Here is a 16,784-nt window from a genome sequence, read left to right on the forward strand (position 1 = left end):
TTTCTCCTCCATCATCAAAACTGTTCTTTTTGATTGTATCATTTTTAATCTTCGATTTCTATATCTGTATGAATAAATTCATGAATTCTTTCATCAATATCAATCGAAGAGAGTTTTCCACGCTGAATACTCTCATCTGCTGCCAGAACAAAACGAACCTCTGCCTTTTTTCCGGTCTTATCTGCAATAATCTGTTCCAGCTCTTCTATTCTCTCACGATTATCAATATAACGCTCTGCCAGAAAATCTGCAAACACAACGTACAGCCTTCCATCCTGTTCATCCTGAACATTAAACTTCGGTTCCGCTGAGGCGAGCGCAATTCGAAACCGTCCTGTAGTCTCTGCAATAATACTTTTCCACATGGACCGAATCCGTTTCAAATCGTCCGGGGCTGCCTTCGGATAAGAGATCCCGAACTCCTGCCCGGCTGCATACATATCTTTGCCTGCCTGCATTCCTGAGCCCATCTGCATGGTTCCGCCTGCCTGCATTCTGGGGCCTATCTGCATGGTCCCATCCGGCTGCACTCCGGGCCCCATCTGCATGGTTCCGCCTGCTTGCATTCCGGACCCCATCTGTATCATACCGCCTGCCTGCATTCCGCCATTTATCTGTATCATACCGCCGGCCGCAATCTGTTCCAGGCGCCGTTCCAGTTTCCGGATGCGTTCGATCTGTGAAAGTTCATCCCGCTCCGCCTCCGGCTTGCACAGCTTGATCAGAGCCAGTTCCAGCAGCACGCGCTTATTCGATGCATAGCGAATGCTGTTTGCCAGCTCTGAAAAAATCCGGATAAACCGCATCAGCGTGTCACTTCGAATCAATGCAGCCTCCTCCTGCAAATGAAGCAGATTTTCTGTGGAGACATCCAGAACGTCCTCCATATCATCAGAGGCTTTCAGAAGCATGAGGTTCCGCATATACCAGGTGAAATCATTCACAAACTGCGTCAGGTCACGACCCTGCATCATCAGCGTTTCCAACAGACGGATTGCGCCCACCAGATCTTCATCCAGAATTTTGCGCAAAAGATCACTGAATACCTCTGTGTCAACCGCACCGAGCACCTCAAGCACTTTATCGTATGTCAGCGTCTCACCCAGATAAAATGCAATACACTGATCCAGAAGGCTCAGCGCATCACGCAAGGAACCATCCCCCTTTTTGGCAATATAGCGCAGCGCACGCTCTTCCGCACTGACCTGCTCCTGTTCCATCAGTTCTGTCAGCCTGTCTTGTATGGTCTCCTGCGAAATCCTGCGAAAATCATACCGCTGGCATCTTGATAGAATTGTCACCGGTATTTTATGCGCCTCGGTTGTTGCCAGAATAAAAATAACATAGGAGGGTGGTTCCTCCAAAGTTTTAAGCAGTGCATTGAAAGCGCCAATCGACAGCATGTGCACCTCGTCTATAATATAAACCTTATATCTTCCCTCCGCCGGAGAATATGCCACTTCTTCTCGAATTTCCCGGATGTTATCCACACCGTTGTTCGAAGCTGCGTCAATCTCCATTACATTCATAGAAGAGCCCGCAGCTATGGCCCTGCACGCAGCGCACGTATTGCAGGGATTACCGTCCACCGGATGCTCACAGTTGACTGCCTTGGCAAAAATTTTTGCAACCGTGGTTTTCCCGGTACCCCTTGTTCCACAAAAAAGGTATGCATGTCCGATACGCTCCGCCTTGATCTGATTCCGAAGTGTCTTAACAATATGCTCCTGTCCTTTTACGTCTGCAAAGGAATCCGGACGAAATTTTCTGTATAATGCTGTATAGCCCATGATGCGTTCTCCCCGTCTGCCACCAAATCCAAAATCACAGTATTTTTGTTTTATTCCAACCATTTATTTGTCTTACGGTTCTTGTACTTTTCTGAAAATGAGGCTGCCGCACAGATATCCGCCCGTGCGGCAACCTCACTTTACGTTCCTGCCAGAAAGGTTTTTTTTACGGAAACCGGAAAGCCTTTCGATTAATCTCCAAAACTGATTCCCATCATTTTCATTTCCTGAATAATCGGGTCCTTCGGGGATACTGTTTTCAGCTTTCCCGCCACTTCCTTGAGCGGCACCTTTTTCATCTTCCCATTCACAATCGCTACCATATAGCCGTACTCTTCGTTCAGAATCAGCTCTGCCGCTTTTACCCCGATTCTCGTCGAAAGGACACGGTCATACGGACACGGACTTCCGCCGCGCTGTGTATGCCCCGGAACCGTAATACGCACCTCAGGGCCGTTCGCAGCCTTGATCTCTTCCGCCAGCTCATACGCAACAGAAGGATATTTCTTTTCTTCGATCTTTTTCTTATATTCTTTCTTGCTCAGTTTGGCATCTTCTTTTGAGATTGCCCCCTCTGCCACTGCAATAACCGTGAAGCCCTTTCCCGCTTTCGTTCTCCGGTCAATCGCTGCAATCACTTTTTTGATGTCATACGGAATTTCCGGAAGCAAAATGATGTCGGCACCGCCTGCAATGCCGGAATACAGTGTCAGCCAGCCAACCTTGTGTCCCATAACCTCTACAATAAAAACGCGGTTGTGGGAAGCAGCCGTTGTATGAATGCAGTCAATTGCTTCTGTCGCAATATTTACCGCACTATAAAAACCAAACGTCATATCAGTACCAAAAATATCATTGTCGATCGTCTTCGGCAAATGGATAATATTCAGACCTTCTTCACTCAGCAGATTGGCAGTCTTCTGCGTGCCGTTTCCGCCAAGAATCACGAGACAGTCAAGACGAAGCTTGTAATAATTCTGCTTCATCGCTTCTACCTTGTTCAGACCCTTCTCATCCGGTTCCCGCATCAGCTTAAACGGCTGTCTCGATGAGCCGAGAATCGTTCCGCCCTTTGTCAGAATACCTGAAAAATCTCTTGAGGTCAGCAGCCGGTAATCTCCATAAATCAGCCCTTTGTAGCCATTCATGAATCCGTAGACTTCCAGATCATCCAGATTGCTGGAAAGCCCCTTTACCACACCGCGCATTGTAGCGTTCAATGCCTGACAGTCGCCGCCGCTGGTTAACAAACCTATCCTTTTCATGATATCACGTCCTTTATGATTATTTACAGATCATTCTCTGTATGAATATTTCTGTCCGGCTAAGATATCCCTACTGCTGCCTGGACAGAATTTCTCCTTCGTTAACAAGGATATCTTCAGTATAACGCACTTTGCACGTTACCACAACCAAAAATAAAGCCTCTTTTCCACACAGCAAATAAGCAGTTCTTTTTCTTGCAGGTAAAATCCACTTATACTATACTGTATGTAACCGGAACCCTGATTCCGGAAATTTAAACCCACGGGAGTAACCTATGATAAAATGTGTGATCTTTGATATGGACGGCGTACTCATCAACACAGAACCTGTACACTTTCGCATCTGGGAACAGATCTGCGCGGAACACGGTTTTACCCTTGCATACGACTGTTACAAAAAATGTATCGGTTCTACCACCCGCTATCTGCACGATCTGATTCAGGAATGGTACGGCGTTTCCTTTCACGATAATTCCCAAATCCGTACCCGCTTTGTAGAGCTGAAAGAGGAGATTTTCAAAAACGAGGGCATCCCCGCCATTGAAGGCGCTGCAAACGCAGTCAGAACCCTGTGTGCAAAAGGCCTCCCGCTCGCCGTCGCTTCCTGCTCCGATCAGTATTACATTGAATACACCATGAAACGGATGCAGATTGACCAGTGCTTCCGGCTCCTGTTTTCCGGCGAACGCGTCAAGCACCCGAAACCTGCTCCAGATGTTTTTCTGGAAACAGCAAAGCAGCTGCAAATCCCGCCAAAGGAGTGTCTTGTGATTGAAGATTCCCGCAACGGAAGCCTTGCTGCCAAAGCTGCCGGCATGACCTGTTTTGGCTTTATCAATCCGGATTCCGGCAATCAGGACTTATCTGCCGCTGATGATGTTTTTACATCATTCTCAGAGCTGCCGGAAATGGTTTACCATCTGTGTCACACAGACAAACACTGATGCTTCAGCCGCGTAAGCCTTTTTCATGGGTATCTGCAATGTTATTATTTTTTTAGGAACACTGCATTTTCCCGTACTGTCACGGTTTTCAGGCTTCGCAGAAAGCTTGAGATGCGGCTGTATCCATATTCCTTGAGATCAAGATGGCTGTATGTTTTGTGCAGCTCATCATTGATTGTGGAGAGATTCTCTATCACTCCCCCGCTGCGCTCAATCATTTTAATGATATACTGTTCCAGCTCCTCTTTTGATACGGAATCGCCCCGTTTAATAAAAGTGCGGTGCCCCACTTTCTGTAAATTCAACTCCTGAAGCTCCTCCAAAATCATAACACTCAATTTGGAATACCCGTAATTACGCACATCAAAATCCGTAAATCTTTCATTCAGGCGGCTTCCGACAAGTCCCAGCTCAATTCCGCCTTCGCCCGTATCATTTAGCATTCCCAAAATGGCCTGTTTGATCTCTTCCAGCGAAGTGACATACTGTTCCACATCGCTACCCTCCGGTACGCTCACAGCGCCGCTGTCCTTGTTCTGCTCTGCAATCAGATTCAGATAGATAAATTTATTGCAGGCTCTCGTCAGTGCCAGCGGTGTTTTGGATTCTCCCATGCCCAGAACAAACTTGTTCTCTTCACGCAGCCTCATGGCCAGCCTTGTAAAATCGCTGTCGCTCGTCACAAGGCAAAAGCCCTGTACCTTATCCTTATACAAAATATCCATGGCATCAATGACCATAGCCATATCTGTAGCATTTTTACCGGTTGTATAAGAAAACTGCTGCACCGGAATCGTGGAATATTCCAGCAATGTTTCCTCCGTCCATCCATTTCCTTTAGACCAGTTCCCGTAAATCCGGCGGCACGTGGAAAACCCGTATTTTTCCATCTCCTCAAAAATAGTTGCCGCGTACCGGGAGCTGATATTATCGGCGTCAATTAAAACCGCAAATTGCATCTTTTCAACTGTTTCTTCCATGTTTGTTCTGTTCTCCTCTTTTTTTCTGCACATCTTCGGCGGAAGATACTTCCTGCCTGCCGCCGTCTATATGTCCGTTTATCCGGTATACCGGATATGGTCCAACCCGCATAACCTCCTCTGCACTGGCGTCACTGCTGTAGCAGTCATGCAGGTACTTGAGGGTTGATTCAATTTTCTGGTCAATCAAATAAATCGTATCACTTCCGATCATATCCCGAAACGGATTTTCCACGCCGTAACGCTCCAGTACAGTAGTATAGACCGGCGTCTTTGTCGGCCAGCCGCCAAGCGGATACAGATTATCACCGATGCCATACGGAATGCGATCAAACACACCATACGCTTTCGCAAATGAGACACTTCCCATTTTAAGCAGATACAGATGCTCCTGATCGCTGTGAATGGTCTCGATCACAGTTCTCTCCTGCAGCATCGTTTCCTTTTCTTTTGCTGCATTCCATCTTAACTGTTCTGCCCAGTTCAACTGAAATACACAAACGCAGGACAGTACAAACGCCAATCCGGTCCGTTTTGTAAACGGATTCATCCGCTGCTCCGACAACCGGATCACCACGAGAATTGCCGCAAACCAGATTCCAGTATCAACGCGGTTATGGATATACCTGCCACGGTAAAACAGATACAGGTATAACCCTGCAATCACCACAATTTCATACAAGATTCCAATTCTGTCACTTTTCCGCCATCTCCCCCAAAGCAGTCCATATAGCCCGTAAAGTGCACAGAGGAAAATACCGGCAATATTTACAAAACGGGGCAAAAACTCCTCCAAAAACTCTATTTTTAATTCATTCCCAAATGTCCGCGGCTCCTTTAATTTTATCAGTTCCTGCATTGTTTCTGTAGAAAACCGCTCCTGATCCATATGGTTCCACGACTCATAAAACCTTTTGGCTGTTTTACTGATTCCAAGTGCCTGATACGCCTCTTTGTTTTCGGAATACGCCGGAAAACCATAATCAAACAGCTCTGTCCGCGCTTCGTTGTAAGCGAGATATTCCTGCCATGCGGGCTCTCTGTATGCCATACGGTCCGAAGTCCAAAAAACGCCAAGTACCAAAAGCAAAACAGTTGCACTTCCCACGTAACGCAAAAGCCGCTTCCTACGTCTCTGTCTCTCCAGCCCTTTCAGCTCAAGCAACAATGCCACGCCAATCCCCGACATAACCGCTGCCTCTGCAAAAAACTGCTCTGACCGGTACAAAAAACCAAGACAGGTCAGCAGATACCCCCAAAGAATATCTCTGAAATACAGTTTTTCCTGCTCCAACGCGTAAAATAAAAGGAAAAAACCAGCAGCCGCTGCTATCCCTGCCGTCTTCGTGTACTGAAGCCGGATATAACCCTGATAAGAAAAGAAAACCAGCATCGGCAGGGGAAGCCACAGTGCATAGGTGCTTGAAACTTTTCGCTGTATCACATAAAACACTGCCGTATAAGAAAGAAAAAGAGTCGCATACTGAAGCAGCGGGTACCACGGTACACGCTGCGTAATGCGGTAACACCAGGACAGCACTGCGCCCAGAAAATAGTTCGAGTAGACCAGATGACTCTCATACACGCCTCTCGCGCCATTGACCAGATTGCAGATCCCCATATCGTCATTTGTCTCATACTCCGGTCGGAAGAAAAGCAGAAGGAGAATGAGAATCCCTGCATTTACCATAACAGAAAAACTCAGCTTTTTCTGGTTTTTATTTATCCAGCCTGTCACTATTTTTTGCATCAGCTCCCCCTCTTTTATTCAAACTCTTTCTTTTCCGGCTCTTCCTGCTGTTCCCCTGATGGAAACATTCCAATCCGATCTTTTATAATATACCTCGGTCTCGCCTTGGCCTCCATATAAGTCTTCCCAACATATTCGCCAATTACACCAAGACTAACCAATTGAATTCCGGAAAGAAAACAGAGAATACAGATGATACTGGTCCACCCCGTAACCGTTCTGCCCATCAATCTGGAGCCCACAGCCCAAATAACACCGAGAAAACTCAGAAATGACACAAAAATCCCCATTGCCGTTATGAGACGAATCGGACGAATACTCAGGCTCGTGATCCCGTCAATCGCCAGACCCAGCATTTTTCCGACCGGATAATGAGATTTCCCGGCTTTTCGTTCCATACGCTCATAATATACCTGACCGCTCTCAAAACCAATCAGAGGAAACATCCCCCGAAGAAACAGATTCACTTCTTTATAATCAACAAACTCATTAAGCACCCGAGAAGATACGAGTCGGTAGTCTGCATGATTAAATACGATCTCACAGCCCATCCAGTTCATCAGCCGGTAAAAACTCTCTGCCGTAAACCGTTTCAAAAAACGGTCCGTCTTCCGACTGCTCCGCACACCATAAACGACATCGCAGCCCTCCTCATACTTCTGAATCATCTCATCCACTGCATGAATATCATCCTGCCCGTCGCAGTCAATCGTTACGGCAATATCACACCAGCACCGCGCCTCCATCATTCCAGCCAGAACAGCACTCTGATGTCCCCGGTTCCGACTCTGACGGATTCCGATGCAATGCACATCCATCCTGGCAAATTGCCGGATAACCATCCATGTCTGATCCCGGCTCCCATCATCCACATATAGGATTCTGCTTTTCTCATCAATTACTTCACTCCGGATCAACTCTTTTATCTTATTTAAAAACAAACTCCCAGTAACAGGCAAAACCCTTTCCTCGTTATAACATGGAATGATCAGCGCAAATATCGGTCTCATATTAATCTGACAAAACAGGGACGCCACTCCGACAAATGTATCAAAGCGCTCTAGCCCTGCCCCTTTCTTTTTATCATTTATAACTTTTCATATTTTACCACGTGAAAGTAATCCTGTCATTCATTTCCGTTAAAGCCAGGAAGTAGTAAAATTATATTTTTTAGTTTCCTTTTGTGAAAGAGAATAGCTTACCGCCCAGGTCGGGCAGGCACCGCATGGGTGATTTCAATCCACGCTTCCGCGAGGGAAGCGACATAACGGCTCATGCCGAACATTTCCGATGTTTCACGATTTCAATCCACGCTTCCGCGAGGGAAGCGACTTCCAAGAAGAGTGGATGCCCGGATTTATGGTTATTTCAATCCACGCTTCCGCGAGGGAAGCGACGAGGAGCAAGAGCGGTATGAGGAGAGCAGGTAAATTTCAATCCACGCTTCCGCGAGGGAAGCGACCGGATGAAATGCGGGAGCTGAATCGGGAATATGAATTTCAATCCACGCTTCCGCGAGGGAAGCGACGGGACTTACAACAGTAGGCGGGACATATATTAGCGATTTCAATCCACGCTTCCGCGAGGGAAGCGACTTGTTTTGTCCGGCCATCAAGCGGCTTCTCCGCAGATTTCAATCCACGCTTCCGCGAGGGAAGCGACGCAGCTGGTTTCCAGGCGATCATAAAATAGCAAAATTTCAATCCACGCTTCCGCGAGGGAAGCGACGAATCCTCCACAGCTTTCTGTGATAAGGCCATAATTTCAATCCACGCTTCCGCGAGGGAAGCGACTATACAAATGTGATCTATAAGTCAATCTTCGGAAAATTTCAATCCACGCTTCCGCGAGGGAAGCGACCGCGTACCGGTGTGCTGACTGATATGACGGTTGTATTTCAATCCACGCTTCCGCGAGGGAAGCGACACCAAAATTCACCTATTTCTTTTAAAAATAGGGATTCTATTTAAGCAATACTTACAAAGTATAGCACTCGACATTTAATTCAAACATCAATCTTACTCTATTTTGTTACTTTATTATGGTGCGAACCCTCTGACCTTTTCTGTCAACTTACGGTCCGCACCTGCTTATATCATTAGAGTTCCTTCCGCATCATAAGAGGTTTTACTACCGAAATGTTCGACTTTTGTCCGATAGTTATTTCCTAGACAATAAAAACGCAGACTGTCTTCTTTCTCGTTAATCAACGATACAAGCCTGTCTTTCAACAGCAATAATTGTGATGCATCTAATATGCACTCAAACACTGAATTCTGGACACGCTGTCCATAATTGACACACTCTTTTGCCACTTTACGAAGGCGCGTCCTTCCCGCCGCGTCCTGAGTAGATACATCATATGTAATCAGCACCAACATTTAACCACCTACTTCCACAAAAATGGCGGGTATTCATCAACATCCCCACGGATAGTTCTGGCAAGCAAAAGCGCCTGTACATAAGGAACCAACCCCCATTCCATTTTTACTTTTAAATATGGATGCGTTATCATCTCTTTTTTATGAGTTTGCCACGCATTAAAAAATACTTTCCTGCCATCTTCATTTAATAAAACCGCATTGTCCTTTTGCTTGTCAAAATGAATTGCCCGAATTGCCTTGGTATTAATCAGTGTTAAAATAAAGCGATCTGCCAGAACTGGTCTCAGTTCTTCCATCAAATCAAGGGCAAGAGATGTCCTACCTGGCCTGTCACCATGCATAAAGCCTACGTAAGGGTCCAGCCCGACACTTGACAGCGCATTGGCACATTCTCCTGCAAGCACTGTATAGGCAAAGGACAATACAGCGTTAACATTGTCAAGCGGTGGCCTCCGATTCCTTGTTGTAAAGAAAAAATCCTCTTTCTGATTTAAGATCATATCGTTTAATACAGAAAAATATTGCTCGGCAGCCTTCCCTTCTATTCCCCGAAGTTCATCCACTGAAAGCGTCCCATCTATTTTAGGTAATGTGCCATACAGAGTATCCGAGATTTGTTTCAGCTTCCCGGCGTCCACGCGATAAGCATGGTCACGCAACGTGCGCTCTATGCTCCATCTGCTGTTAAAAACCTTTCCAGCAATCATGTTTTTCGCATACCCAATGCTTCTGTTCTCATCATCCGATATGCGATACTGTTCTTTTCTAAGCAGTACATTCCCATACTCTTTTCCGACAATTCTTGCCAAAAACGCCCCTCTTGGCGAGAAAAAACTCATTCCAATTTTTCGTTCTGCACAAGCCCCCATCAATGCAGGACTTGCTCCTTTGTAGGTAAAACATACAATATTCTCCAAAGTATGTAAAGGAAATCTGCCTAGCATTTTTTCTCCATCCTGTATTACAATATTTTGTCCGTCAAGGGTTAAGTAGCAGCTCTCCGTCATAACATATAGTGTATTTAATAGTTTTCGCACACCGCTCCTCCCAGGTTCTCATCTGCAAAAGAGACCTTTTTAATCATTCATTTTTAGATATTTCTCCATATATTCTCTGACTTTCATTCCTTTTTGCAGCTTTGGAACGCACAAATTCTCCAGAGAGCATGATTTGCACTGTTTTGTCGGCTTCACATTTGGCGTATATCCTCTTTTAAATAAATCATGCATCTTCCGGGACATGTTCTTAACTTCGGTCCTCAGCTCATCGGTAAATACCACATGACTGCGCCGTCTGTTTTCCCCATAATACAAATATCCATCCGGTATTTCTGTCTGAAACATTTCTTCCAAACAGATTGACACCTGCTTCGCCCTCATGAAATTCAACAATGTCACACTGACCGCTTAATCCGAGTTCCCGCGACGAAATACGCAACCCTCGAACCGTCAGCAAATTGCCTCTCTTTTCAAAAGCACCTTCATCGTGCGCCTTTTTGTGCATGAGTTCACCGGCAGTTGTCCAGTAATTTTCGGCCCATTGCTGTTCGATATGGATGATTGCCCACTGCCTTTCGCAAAACGCAAAATGCTGAATTCCGGAAAGCATCAAATACGCTTCTTCTGGATACATCATCAAATCCCTTCCAGCTCTTCAAGCGCCAGATTCGGTAGGGAATCGACTTCTACTGTGTAATCCTCGAATTCTTTCGGGTCATCTTTCTTTGGCGTAATCTTGACAAGCTTATGTACCTTTGCCGAAGAATACTGCCCCATCGGGCAATTATGTTTCCACCAGTATAATCTGCAAACCTCCATACTCCCGTCAGGTCTTGCAGAAGAACTGTCATTTACAAATAGTGTGCGCAGGGCCTCTTTTATTTTCTGTGCATCTTCCTCACTGAATCCTGTCTTTTCCGCAAGCTGATGATTGATACTGCCTTTGATCACATATAATGCCGAATAGATCTTGTGTTTCATCCCCATGGTATCAGAAGATTTTTTGTCCTTTGTCTCACTGTTGACACTTTTCGTGATCTGCATACTGTTAATAGCCACAGGCAGCACACTGAACGCAGAATGAATGGAAACCGGCCCTCTCACTCCCACAGATACGCTATCGTCCTTGAAAGCAAATACCTGTCCAAAACTGCGGACGTCCATCCATGTCTCACATGCCGCTTTTGCATATGCTTCTTTGTCCTTACTCTTTAACGCCTTCTGCATCATATCGTTGCTCTTTGCCCGTTCTGCAAGGCTCCTGCATTGATCGTCAGAACGCTCTTCACTCTGTACAAAAATCTTTTCACCCATATCCTGCAGCCTGTTTCGGATCTTTCGTTTAATACAGACATCCGATATTTCGCCAAATCCATCATACGTCTCGCGCGGCCTGTTTCCGTTCAGCGGATCTCCGTTTGGATTTGCATTTTTTACCATTACTAATACTTCAAAATCAATTTTGTTTGTAAATTCACCCATGATACTTTTCTCCTTTACTGTTCTTTTTTCTGAAACGCCTTTTTCATCTCTTCCATCTGCAAATAATAGCCCGGCAAATACCATTCCGATAAACCGGTATTATCAAATCCACTTCCAGCCAGGTAAACCGTGATTTCGCCGAACCATTCTTCAAACTTCTTTAACTCAAAACCGCTCAGCTTTTTCTCATACGCAATCAGATTCTCCCGGATCGTTTTCCACGTCGCTGCCGGCCTGCTGCTGTATGCGTTCCAATAACGCTTTGCATTCGTCATACGTCTCTCACTTACATTTCCATTCTCATCAAATTCAAACATAGCCCTCTGTTCCATATAATCGCAGACTGCTAGCAGTCTTCCAAACAATACATTGCGGTCATTCGTGTTGTCATTCAGGAAATTATCCATTGTTTTATTATCCTCCTCATAGTTGAAGCGTATCATTGCGCACACAACGCACAGGACATCATTGTACCATACAAAATCACTCATTGTCTGCGGCATGGATGCCCGCCTTGCGGCAGCCCTAATAATATCCGCAGGAATCTTTCCTCCCTTCCGGATGATACATGGAAGCAGCCTCTTTACGGTAGCTCTGATCAGCTTGCTGTCCGCTTCCAGCCACTCTGACCGCTGCACTCCAAATGCCGCAAGCGCCATATCTCTAGGCGAAGGCGTACATTCACACGTGACTCTTTTTTTGCTTCCTTCTGACTTTTCCAGTTTTACAGTCCTGCGCCATTTACAATGACCGTGCCAGTGTAATATGGCATCCATGTATTGCTTTGCCCCCATCTCGTCATAATACACAACACTCAGTCGGCCAGTTGTCGCCGCATCCAGGGCAATCATTGCAACCTTATCATCTGGTTTGAATTTATTCATATAACCATTTACTGCTTTGTTGAATTGCTCCGCAAAATATTTACCGGTGTCGTGTCTATTTTCATTTACATTTTCATACAGATCAATAGAATCAAAGTCCAGCTCCATATCAACGATATCCTGGTAAGCATTTGGGGAATCTTTCATTATATCAGGAACCTGCATATCCCGGTTCACCATCCAGCAGACAATTGCTGATTCATCGCGTGTATATCCCTGCTTCTGAATCAGCCAACGCAACGCGTTATGCGCTTTTTGCGATGTTTCATATCCTACAGAAACGGCCTGTTCTTTTGTCGTAAATCTTCCGCGATAGGTAAAACCTGATTCATCATTTCCTGAAATCAGCTTTGCCTTATCTGCGCTGTTCCGTATTTTGGAAGGATGTTTATCCGAGCAGGGTTCCATCTTTCCTGTCGCATAGCATAGTTTCTTCGCTCCTGCTTTCTGCCGATCATACTCTGAGTATTTTTTATACAGCTCTTGACTTTTCCATACGTTCCGCGGCCCGTTCTCTGTGTAAACCACAAATCTTACATTCGCCCCAGTCTGACCAAGCGCATGTATTTTTGTACGGTCTGTCAGCCTGCCATTGTCGTCCAGCTCCAGCGCCCCGGCTGCTGCCAGATCGCGGATCAGCGTTTTCTTTCCCAGATACTGATACACTGCCTGTACCATGGGATGCGTGTGTTCCGACTCCGCCCAATCCCGCAATTGCTCCATATAAGCTTCAAAATATTTTTCTTTCTCATCGCCGGTATATAGCGTATAGTCCCCCGCTATATAACAGAGCTTGTCACACAGCGGATGCGGTGCAATTCCGCTGCTTCTGGCTGCGGAATCCTCCGTAACCGGAATAATGGTAATTACGTCTTTGCCTTTATCCAGCCTGTCAGCTTCAATAAAATTGCCCTCTTTATCAATTGTCACTTCAATCTGCGCATTAAATGTAGAGTGTGAAATCGGCAGTAATACGGCCTGATCGTTTTTCTCAACTCCTGCCAAATCCGCGTAAACATCATACGTTTCCGCCAAAGTCTTCAGCCACGCCAAACAGGTCACCTCCCTCAAATTCTTTCAACCCTCTGAAATTCTTTTCAAACATAAATTCCTTTTCTTTTGCATTCCTCAGGATATGCCTGATTTCACATTTTTCTGGTTGCGGAAACTGTATGATTCCATCCATCATCTGCGCGTTCCAAAGCCGCACTGTCATCTTTCCCTTTTCTGCTTCTCTGACCGCCTCATCCGGATAGGTAATGCCATGTACCATAATGCCAAACGACAGCTTTTTATCCTGATACGCACTCTTTCCTTCACCGAATGAGCAAGGCTCCACATACCCCTGGCATTCTCTTGTCCCCAGGAAAATATCTCTTCTTCCTCCTCTTTCCACCATTCTTCTGGCAATATCATAATGCTTATTTTCATTTCGATCGTAAGCCAGGTCTTCCCTGTTTTGATTCCATTCAAAGTGCGCCCTTACCTGATACTCTACATCATGTAAATACGTATAGTACGACAGATCATTGCCCCCACTGTATTTGATTGGCCTTATCCCCTTGGATTCGGTCTGTATCGGCTTCATAACACGACACGCGTCAACAACCCATGTAATCGTAGGCTTCCAGTAAATGGATTCTGTAATTCCTTTCAACGCCTGATAGGTCGGTATTTGATAGCTGCACTTTTCACCGCCTGTCTTGGACAACGGGTCTGTAAATAATGCATATCTCCCGTAAACGCTGTATTCAATGATATTTGACTTGTCCATATTTCATCTGTCCTTTCCAATGTTCTTCCTGCTATCTGCTAAAATATCAGAGTTTCCCATTCCGGTGTAATTCCATAATCACTGTTATACGCTCCGGGGACCGCTACCATGTAAAGATCGGGAATGTTATCGCTTACCAGTGTGATCAGACCTTCCAGTTTTTTCAGCTGGTTTCCCCGCACATTAACGGTATAGCGCTGTGCCTGCCGGATATAAGCTTTTATATCTGCCGGATCGGATGTTTCCTGAATAGACGCAATGATCTCAGCCCCTTCCCCATATGGCACAATCACTCCAAAGGAACTGTCATCAATCACCCGATAGGCCTGCCCTGCTGTTTTGTATGCCTGGTTCATGGTATGTATCTTTTCCTCAGTGCCAAATCCCCGCGACAAAAGTTCAATGATATTTCTATCCAGTTCTTTGATTGGGAAGTTCATCTTATCAGCTGCTCCCTCATATACACATTTATAATACAGATCCATCCATCTGGGCATCAAAAGACTTTCCTCTCCACCGCTGTTTCTGTATTGATCAATCACATACTTTGTCACCCTTTTCTTTTCCTGCAATTCGTGCATATTACCAGTATCTTCGCCATCGAGCTTGATCAAATGAACGGTTCCGTATTCCAGCTCACCGTTTCTGTTGCAGCGGCCCGCCGTCTGCGCCACGCTGTCCAGCCCTGTCATAGAGCGGTACACACATGCAAATGACAAATCTACGCCTGCTTCAATCAAGTTGGTGCTGACAACAACGATGGGTTCCTCTTTTTTCTCAAGAATGGCTTTGATTGCTTTGACTTTATCGCTCCTATGCTCCGCGCATAAGTTTGTTGTAAGATACTCTGTGTTGATATTTTGTGATTTTAATACATCATACAACGCTCTCACGGCCGCCTTTGTATTCAATACCACAAGTATAGATCGATAGTTTTCGATTTGATTGGCAATCTCTTGCCCGAGTGTCTCAAATGTATAGTTCTCTCCCCTACTCGGAGTACAAATTTTTACCCGATCAAATGTTTCAAACCAGCCCGTAATCCCTTCTATCATATATTTTGGCTCACTGTAACAGATCGGGCACTCGGCTGCCTCCAGATCAGGCTGTGTTGCAGTACATAAAATAATGTTCGTGTTACACACTGCATTCAAAAAATTTATCATATAATTAAACGTGTGCACACACTTCAAAGGCATTGATTGAACCTCATCGATAATTACAACTGAATTGACAAGCCTGTGCATTCTTCGTATCGACTCGCTCTTATCAGAAAAAAGTGTATTCATAAACTGAACAAACGTGGTACAAATGAACGGCTCTTCCCAGTTCATATCATACCTTGTGCATTTATCCGCCCGCTCTTCCCCGCTTCCATTCCCCTCAGTCCTCACCATAGACGAATGGTGTTCCAAAATCCACTTGTTATTGCCAATCGCGTCCCGAAATACCTGTGCGTTTTGTTCTGTGATACTGATAAACGGGGATACGTAAATAATACGTTCTGTCTGCGGATGCAAGCTACAGTATTCCAGTGCATAGGCCAGCGCGCTGAGCGTTTTTCCGCCACCGGTCGGAATGGGGAGACAGTAGATGCCGGCAGGATTTTTCGCAAATTGGACACACGCTTCCTGTAAAGAATTCCTCGCTTCAAATATTGTTCTCTCTTTCTCCGTCAATCCGGAACTATTCACAGACTGCCGTTTTCTGTTCATATACGTATGAAAGTTTTCTTTTGCTTTTATAAATATCGCTTCTGGATAACATTCAGATTGCTTGGAAAGTGTATCGACATGAGCCATAAAATCCGAAGTTGCCTCCCAGTCTGAATCGATTAATATCGATAATAGTAGGCGTTGCAGACTTGCAAGTAGAAAAAATTTACAATCAAATAACATTCCCCTGACATCGTCCTTAAACCTAGATCCCAGTAGAATTGCTATTCTTGAATATGGTTCTCTTATTTTCTTCCATACGGACTGAAACTCTCCGGCTGCATGCTGAAAAATTTCATCCAGTTTATATTCTCCCAGATAATCCCTTTTTGCATTCTCACATGCTTCTTCATAATCATCTACCTTATGGAGTCTTGCAGAAAGCAAATCTGCGTGTTCTTTATCCACACAGTCAAACAGGCCGTGGTGCGCTGCAATCGCATAAGAGATCATCTCCGCCATCACTTTTGTATTGCCGGGGTTGTCATGGTATGCATCGTAAACATATCTTGCCCCGGTCGATGCATGCGCAATGGTTCCTCTCAGGGTTCTCCTTCTCTTTTCGTCAGCATGCAGGTAATCATCGAACTTTTGCTTGTTCTTACCCATATCATGAAAAATACCGCACAATGACATAAGCTCGGAAAGCCCGCATCGCTTTCCTTTTTCTTTGCATAAAAACACCGTCTTTTGCGTGTGTTCTGCTACGGTTTCTTCCCTGTTGTATCCATCATCTGAAATATGTGCGATCAAGTACATCAGCTTCTTTCTGTTCGTTTCTTTAATTGTATTTTGTCTGTTTCTTTTTGTCAATATTT

General features: G+C 45.2%; 12 protein-coding genes, 1 pseudogene and 1 CRISPR repeat array. Of the genes and pseudogenes, 1 reads left to right on the forward strand and 12 read right to left on the reverse strand.

From position 1 onward, the window contains the following. Positions 1 to 44: 44 nt before the first annotated feature. Complete coding sequence (gene dnaX / locus AC6I2O_RS08235; RefSeq protein WP_497742369.1) at positions 45 to 1,790, reverse strand: DNA polymerase III subunit gamma/tau; 1,746 nt, start codon at positions 1,788 to 1,790, stop codon at positions 45 to 47. A gap of 191 nt (positions 1,791 to 1,981) precedes the next feature. Next, positions 1,982 to 3,055 (reverse strand): 6-phosphofructokinase, encoded by a 1,074-nt coding sequence (locus tag AC6I2O_RS08240; protein WP_120393519.1) that lies wholly within the window; start codon positions 3,053 to 3,055, stop codon positions 1,982 to 1,984. Between the two features lie 275 nt (positions 3,056 to 3,330). Here AC6I2O_RS08240 and AC6I2O_RS08245 point away from each other — a divergent pair, with 275 nt between their 5' ends. Further along, the gene (locus tag AC6I2O_RS08245; RefSeq protein WP_497742370.1) at positions 3,331 to 3,999 is read left to right on the forward strand and encodes an HAD family hydrolase; all 669 of its coding nucleotides are present in this window, start codon (positions 3,331 to 3,333) and stop codon (positions 3,997 to 3,999) included. 44 nt (positions 4,000 to 4,043) lie between these two features. Here AC6I2O_RS08245 and AC6I2O_RS08250 read toward each other — a convergent pair whose 3' ends face one another. The 10 genes and pseudogenes from AC6I2O_RS08250 to cas3 all read right to left on the reverse strand — a co-directional run bounded on the left by AC6I2O_RS08250 (position 4,044) and on the right by cas3 (position 16,725). Further along, entirely contained in the window at positions 4,044 to 4,979 is a 936-nt protein-coding gene (locus AC6I2O_RS08250; RefSeq protein WP_120393517.1) for an NYN domain-containing protein, read from the reverse strand. Further along, positions 4,963 to 6,729, reverse strand: a complete 1,767-nt coding sequence (locus AC6I2O_RS08255; protein WP_497742371.1) for a hypothetical protein — start codon at positions 6,727 to 6,729, stop codon at positions 4,963 to 4,965. Before AC6I2O_RS08255 ends, AC6I2O_RS08250 begins: the two co-directional genes overlap by 17 nt. Positions 6,730 to 6,743: 14 nt before the next feature. After that, positions 6,744 to 7,739 carry a glycosyltransferase family 2 protein gene (locus tag AC6I2O_RS08260; RefSeq protein WP_497742372.1) on the reverse strand — a complete coding sequence of 332 codons (996 nt, stop codon included), beginning with the start codon at positions 7,737 to 7,739 and terminating at the stop codon, positions 6,744 to 6,746. A gap of 222 nt (positions 7,740 to 7,961) precedes the next feature. Then, positions 7,962 to 8,655: direct repeats of the CRISPR family, unit length 32 nt; unit sequence ATTTCAATCCACGCTTCCGCGAGGGAAGCGAC. A gap of 164 nt (positions 8,656 to 8,819) precedes the next feature. Continuing rightward, positions 8,820 to 9,110: a CRISPR-associated endonuclease Cas2 gene (gene cas2, locus AC6I2O_RS08265; protein WP_120393514.1), complete on the reverse strand. Its 291-nt coding sequence runs from the start codon at positions 9,108 to 9,110 to the stop codon at positions 8,820 to 8,822. Positions 9,111 to 9,118: 8 nt separating this feature from the next. Next, positions 9,119 to 10,150 carry a type I-C CRISPR-associated endonuclease Cas1c gene (cas1c, locus tag AC6I2O_RS08270; protein WP_497742373.1) on the reverse strand — a complete coding sequence of 344 codons (1,032 nt, stop codon included), beginning with the start codon at positions 10,148 to 10,150 and terminating at the stop codon, positions 9,119 to 9,121. Between the two features lie 39 nt (positions 10,151 to 10,189). Next, positions 10,190 to 10,748: pseudogene (locus tag AC6I2O_RS08275) on the reverse strand (CRISPR-associated protein Cas4). Beyond that, positions 10,748 to 11,593 (reverse strand): type I-C CRISPR-associated protein Cas7/Csd2, encoded by an 846-nt coding sequence (gene cas7c / locus AC6I2O_RS08280; RefSeq protein WP_497742374.1) that lies wholly within the window; start codon positions 11,591 to 11,593, stop codon positions 10,748 to 10,750. Before cas7c ends, AC6I2O_RS08275 begins: the two are co-directional and overlap by 1 nt. Before the next feature lie 14 nt (positions 11,594 to 11,607). After that, positions 11,608 to 13,530 carry a type I-C CRISPR-associated protein Cas8c/Csd1 gene (gene cas8c, locus AC6I2O_RS08285; RefSeq protein ID WP_497742375.1) on the reverse strand — a complete coding sequence of 641 codons (1,923 nt, stop codon included), beginning with the start codon at positions 13,528 to 13,530 and terminating at the stop codon, positions 11,608 to 11,610. Then, complete coding sequence (gene cas5c / locus AC6I2O_RS08290; RefSeq protein WP_497742376.1) at positions 13,496 to 14,251, reverse strand: type I-C CRISPR-associated protein Cas5c; 756 nt, start codon at positions 14,249 to 14,251, stop codon at positions 13,496 to 13,498. The genes cas8c and cas5c overlap by 35 nt, the downstream gene beginning before the upstream one ends. Before the next feature lie 38 nt (positions 14,252 to 14,289). Continuing rightward, complete coding sequence (cas3, locus tag AC6I2O_RS08295) at positions 14,290 to 16,725, reverse strand: CRISPR-associated helicase Cas3' (protein WP_497742377.1); 2,436 nt, start codon at positions 16,723 to 16,725, stop codon at positions 14,290 to 14,292. Positions 16,726 to 16,784 lie beyond the last annotated feature (59 nt).

The sequence above is a fragment of the Blautia sp. St.27G3 genome (genome assembly GCF_059728505.1).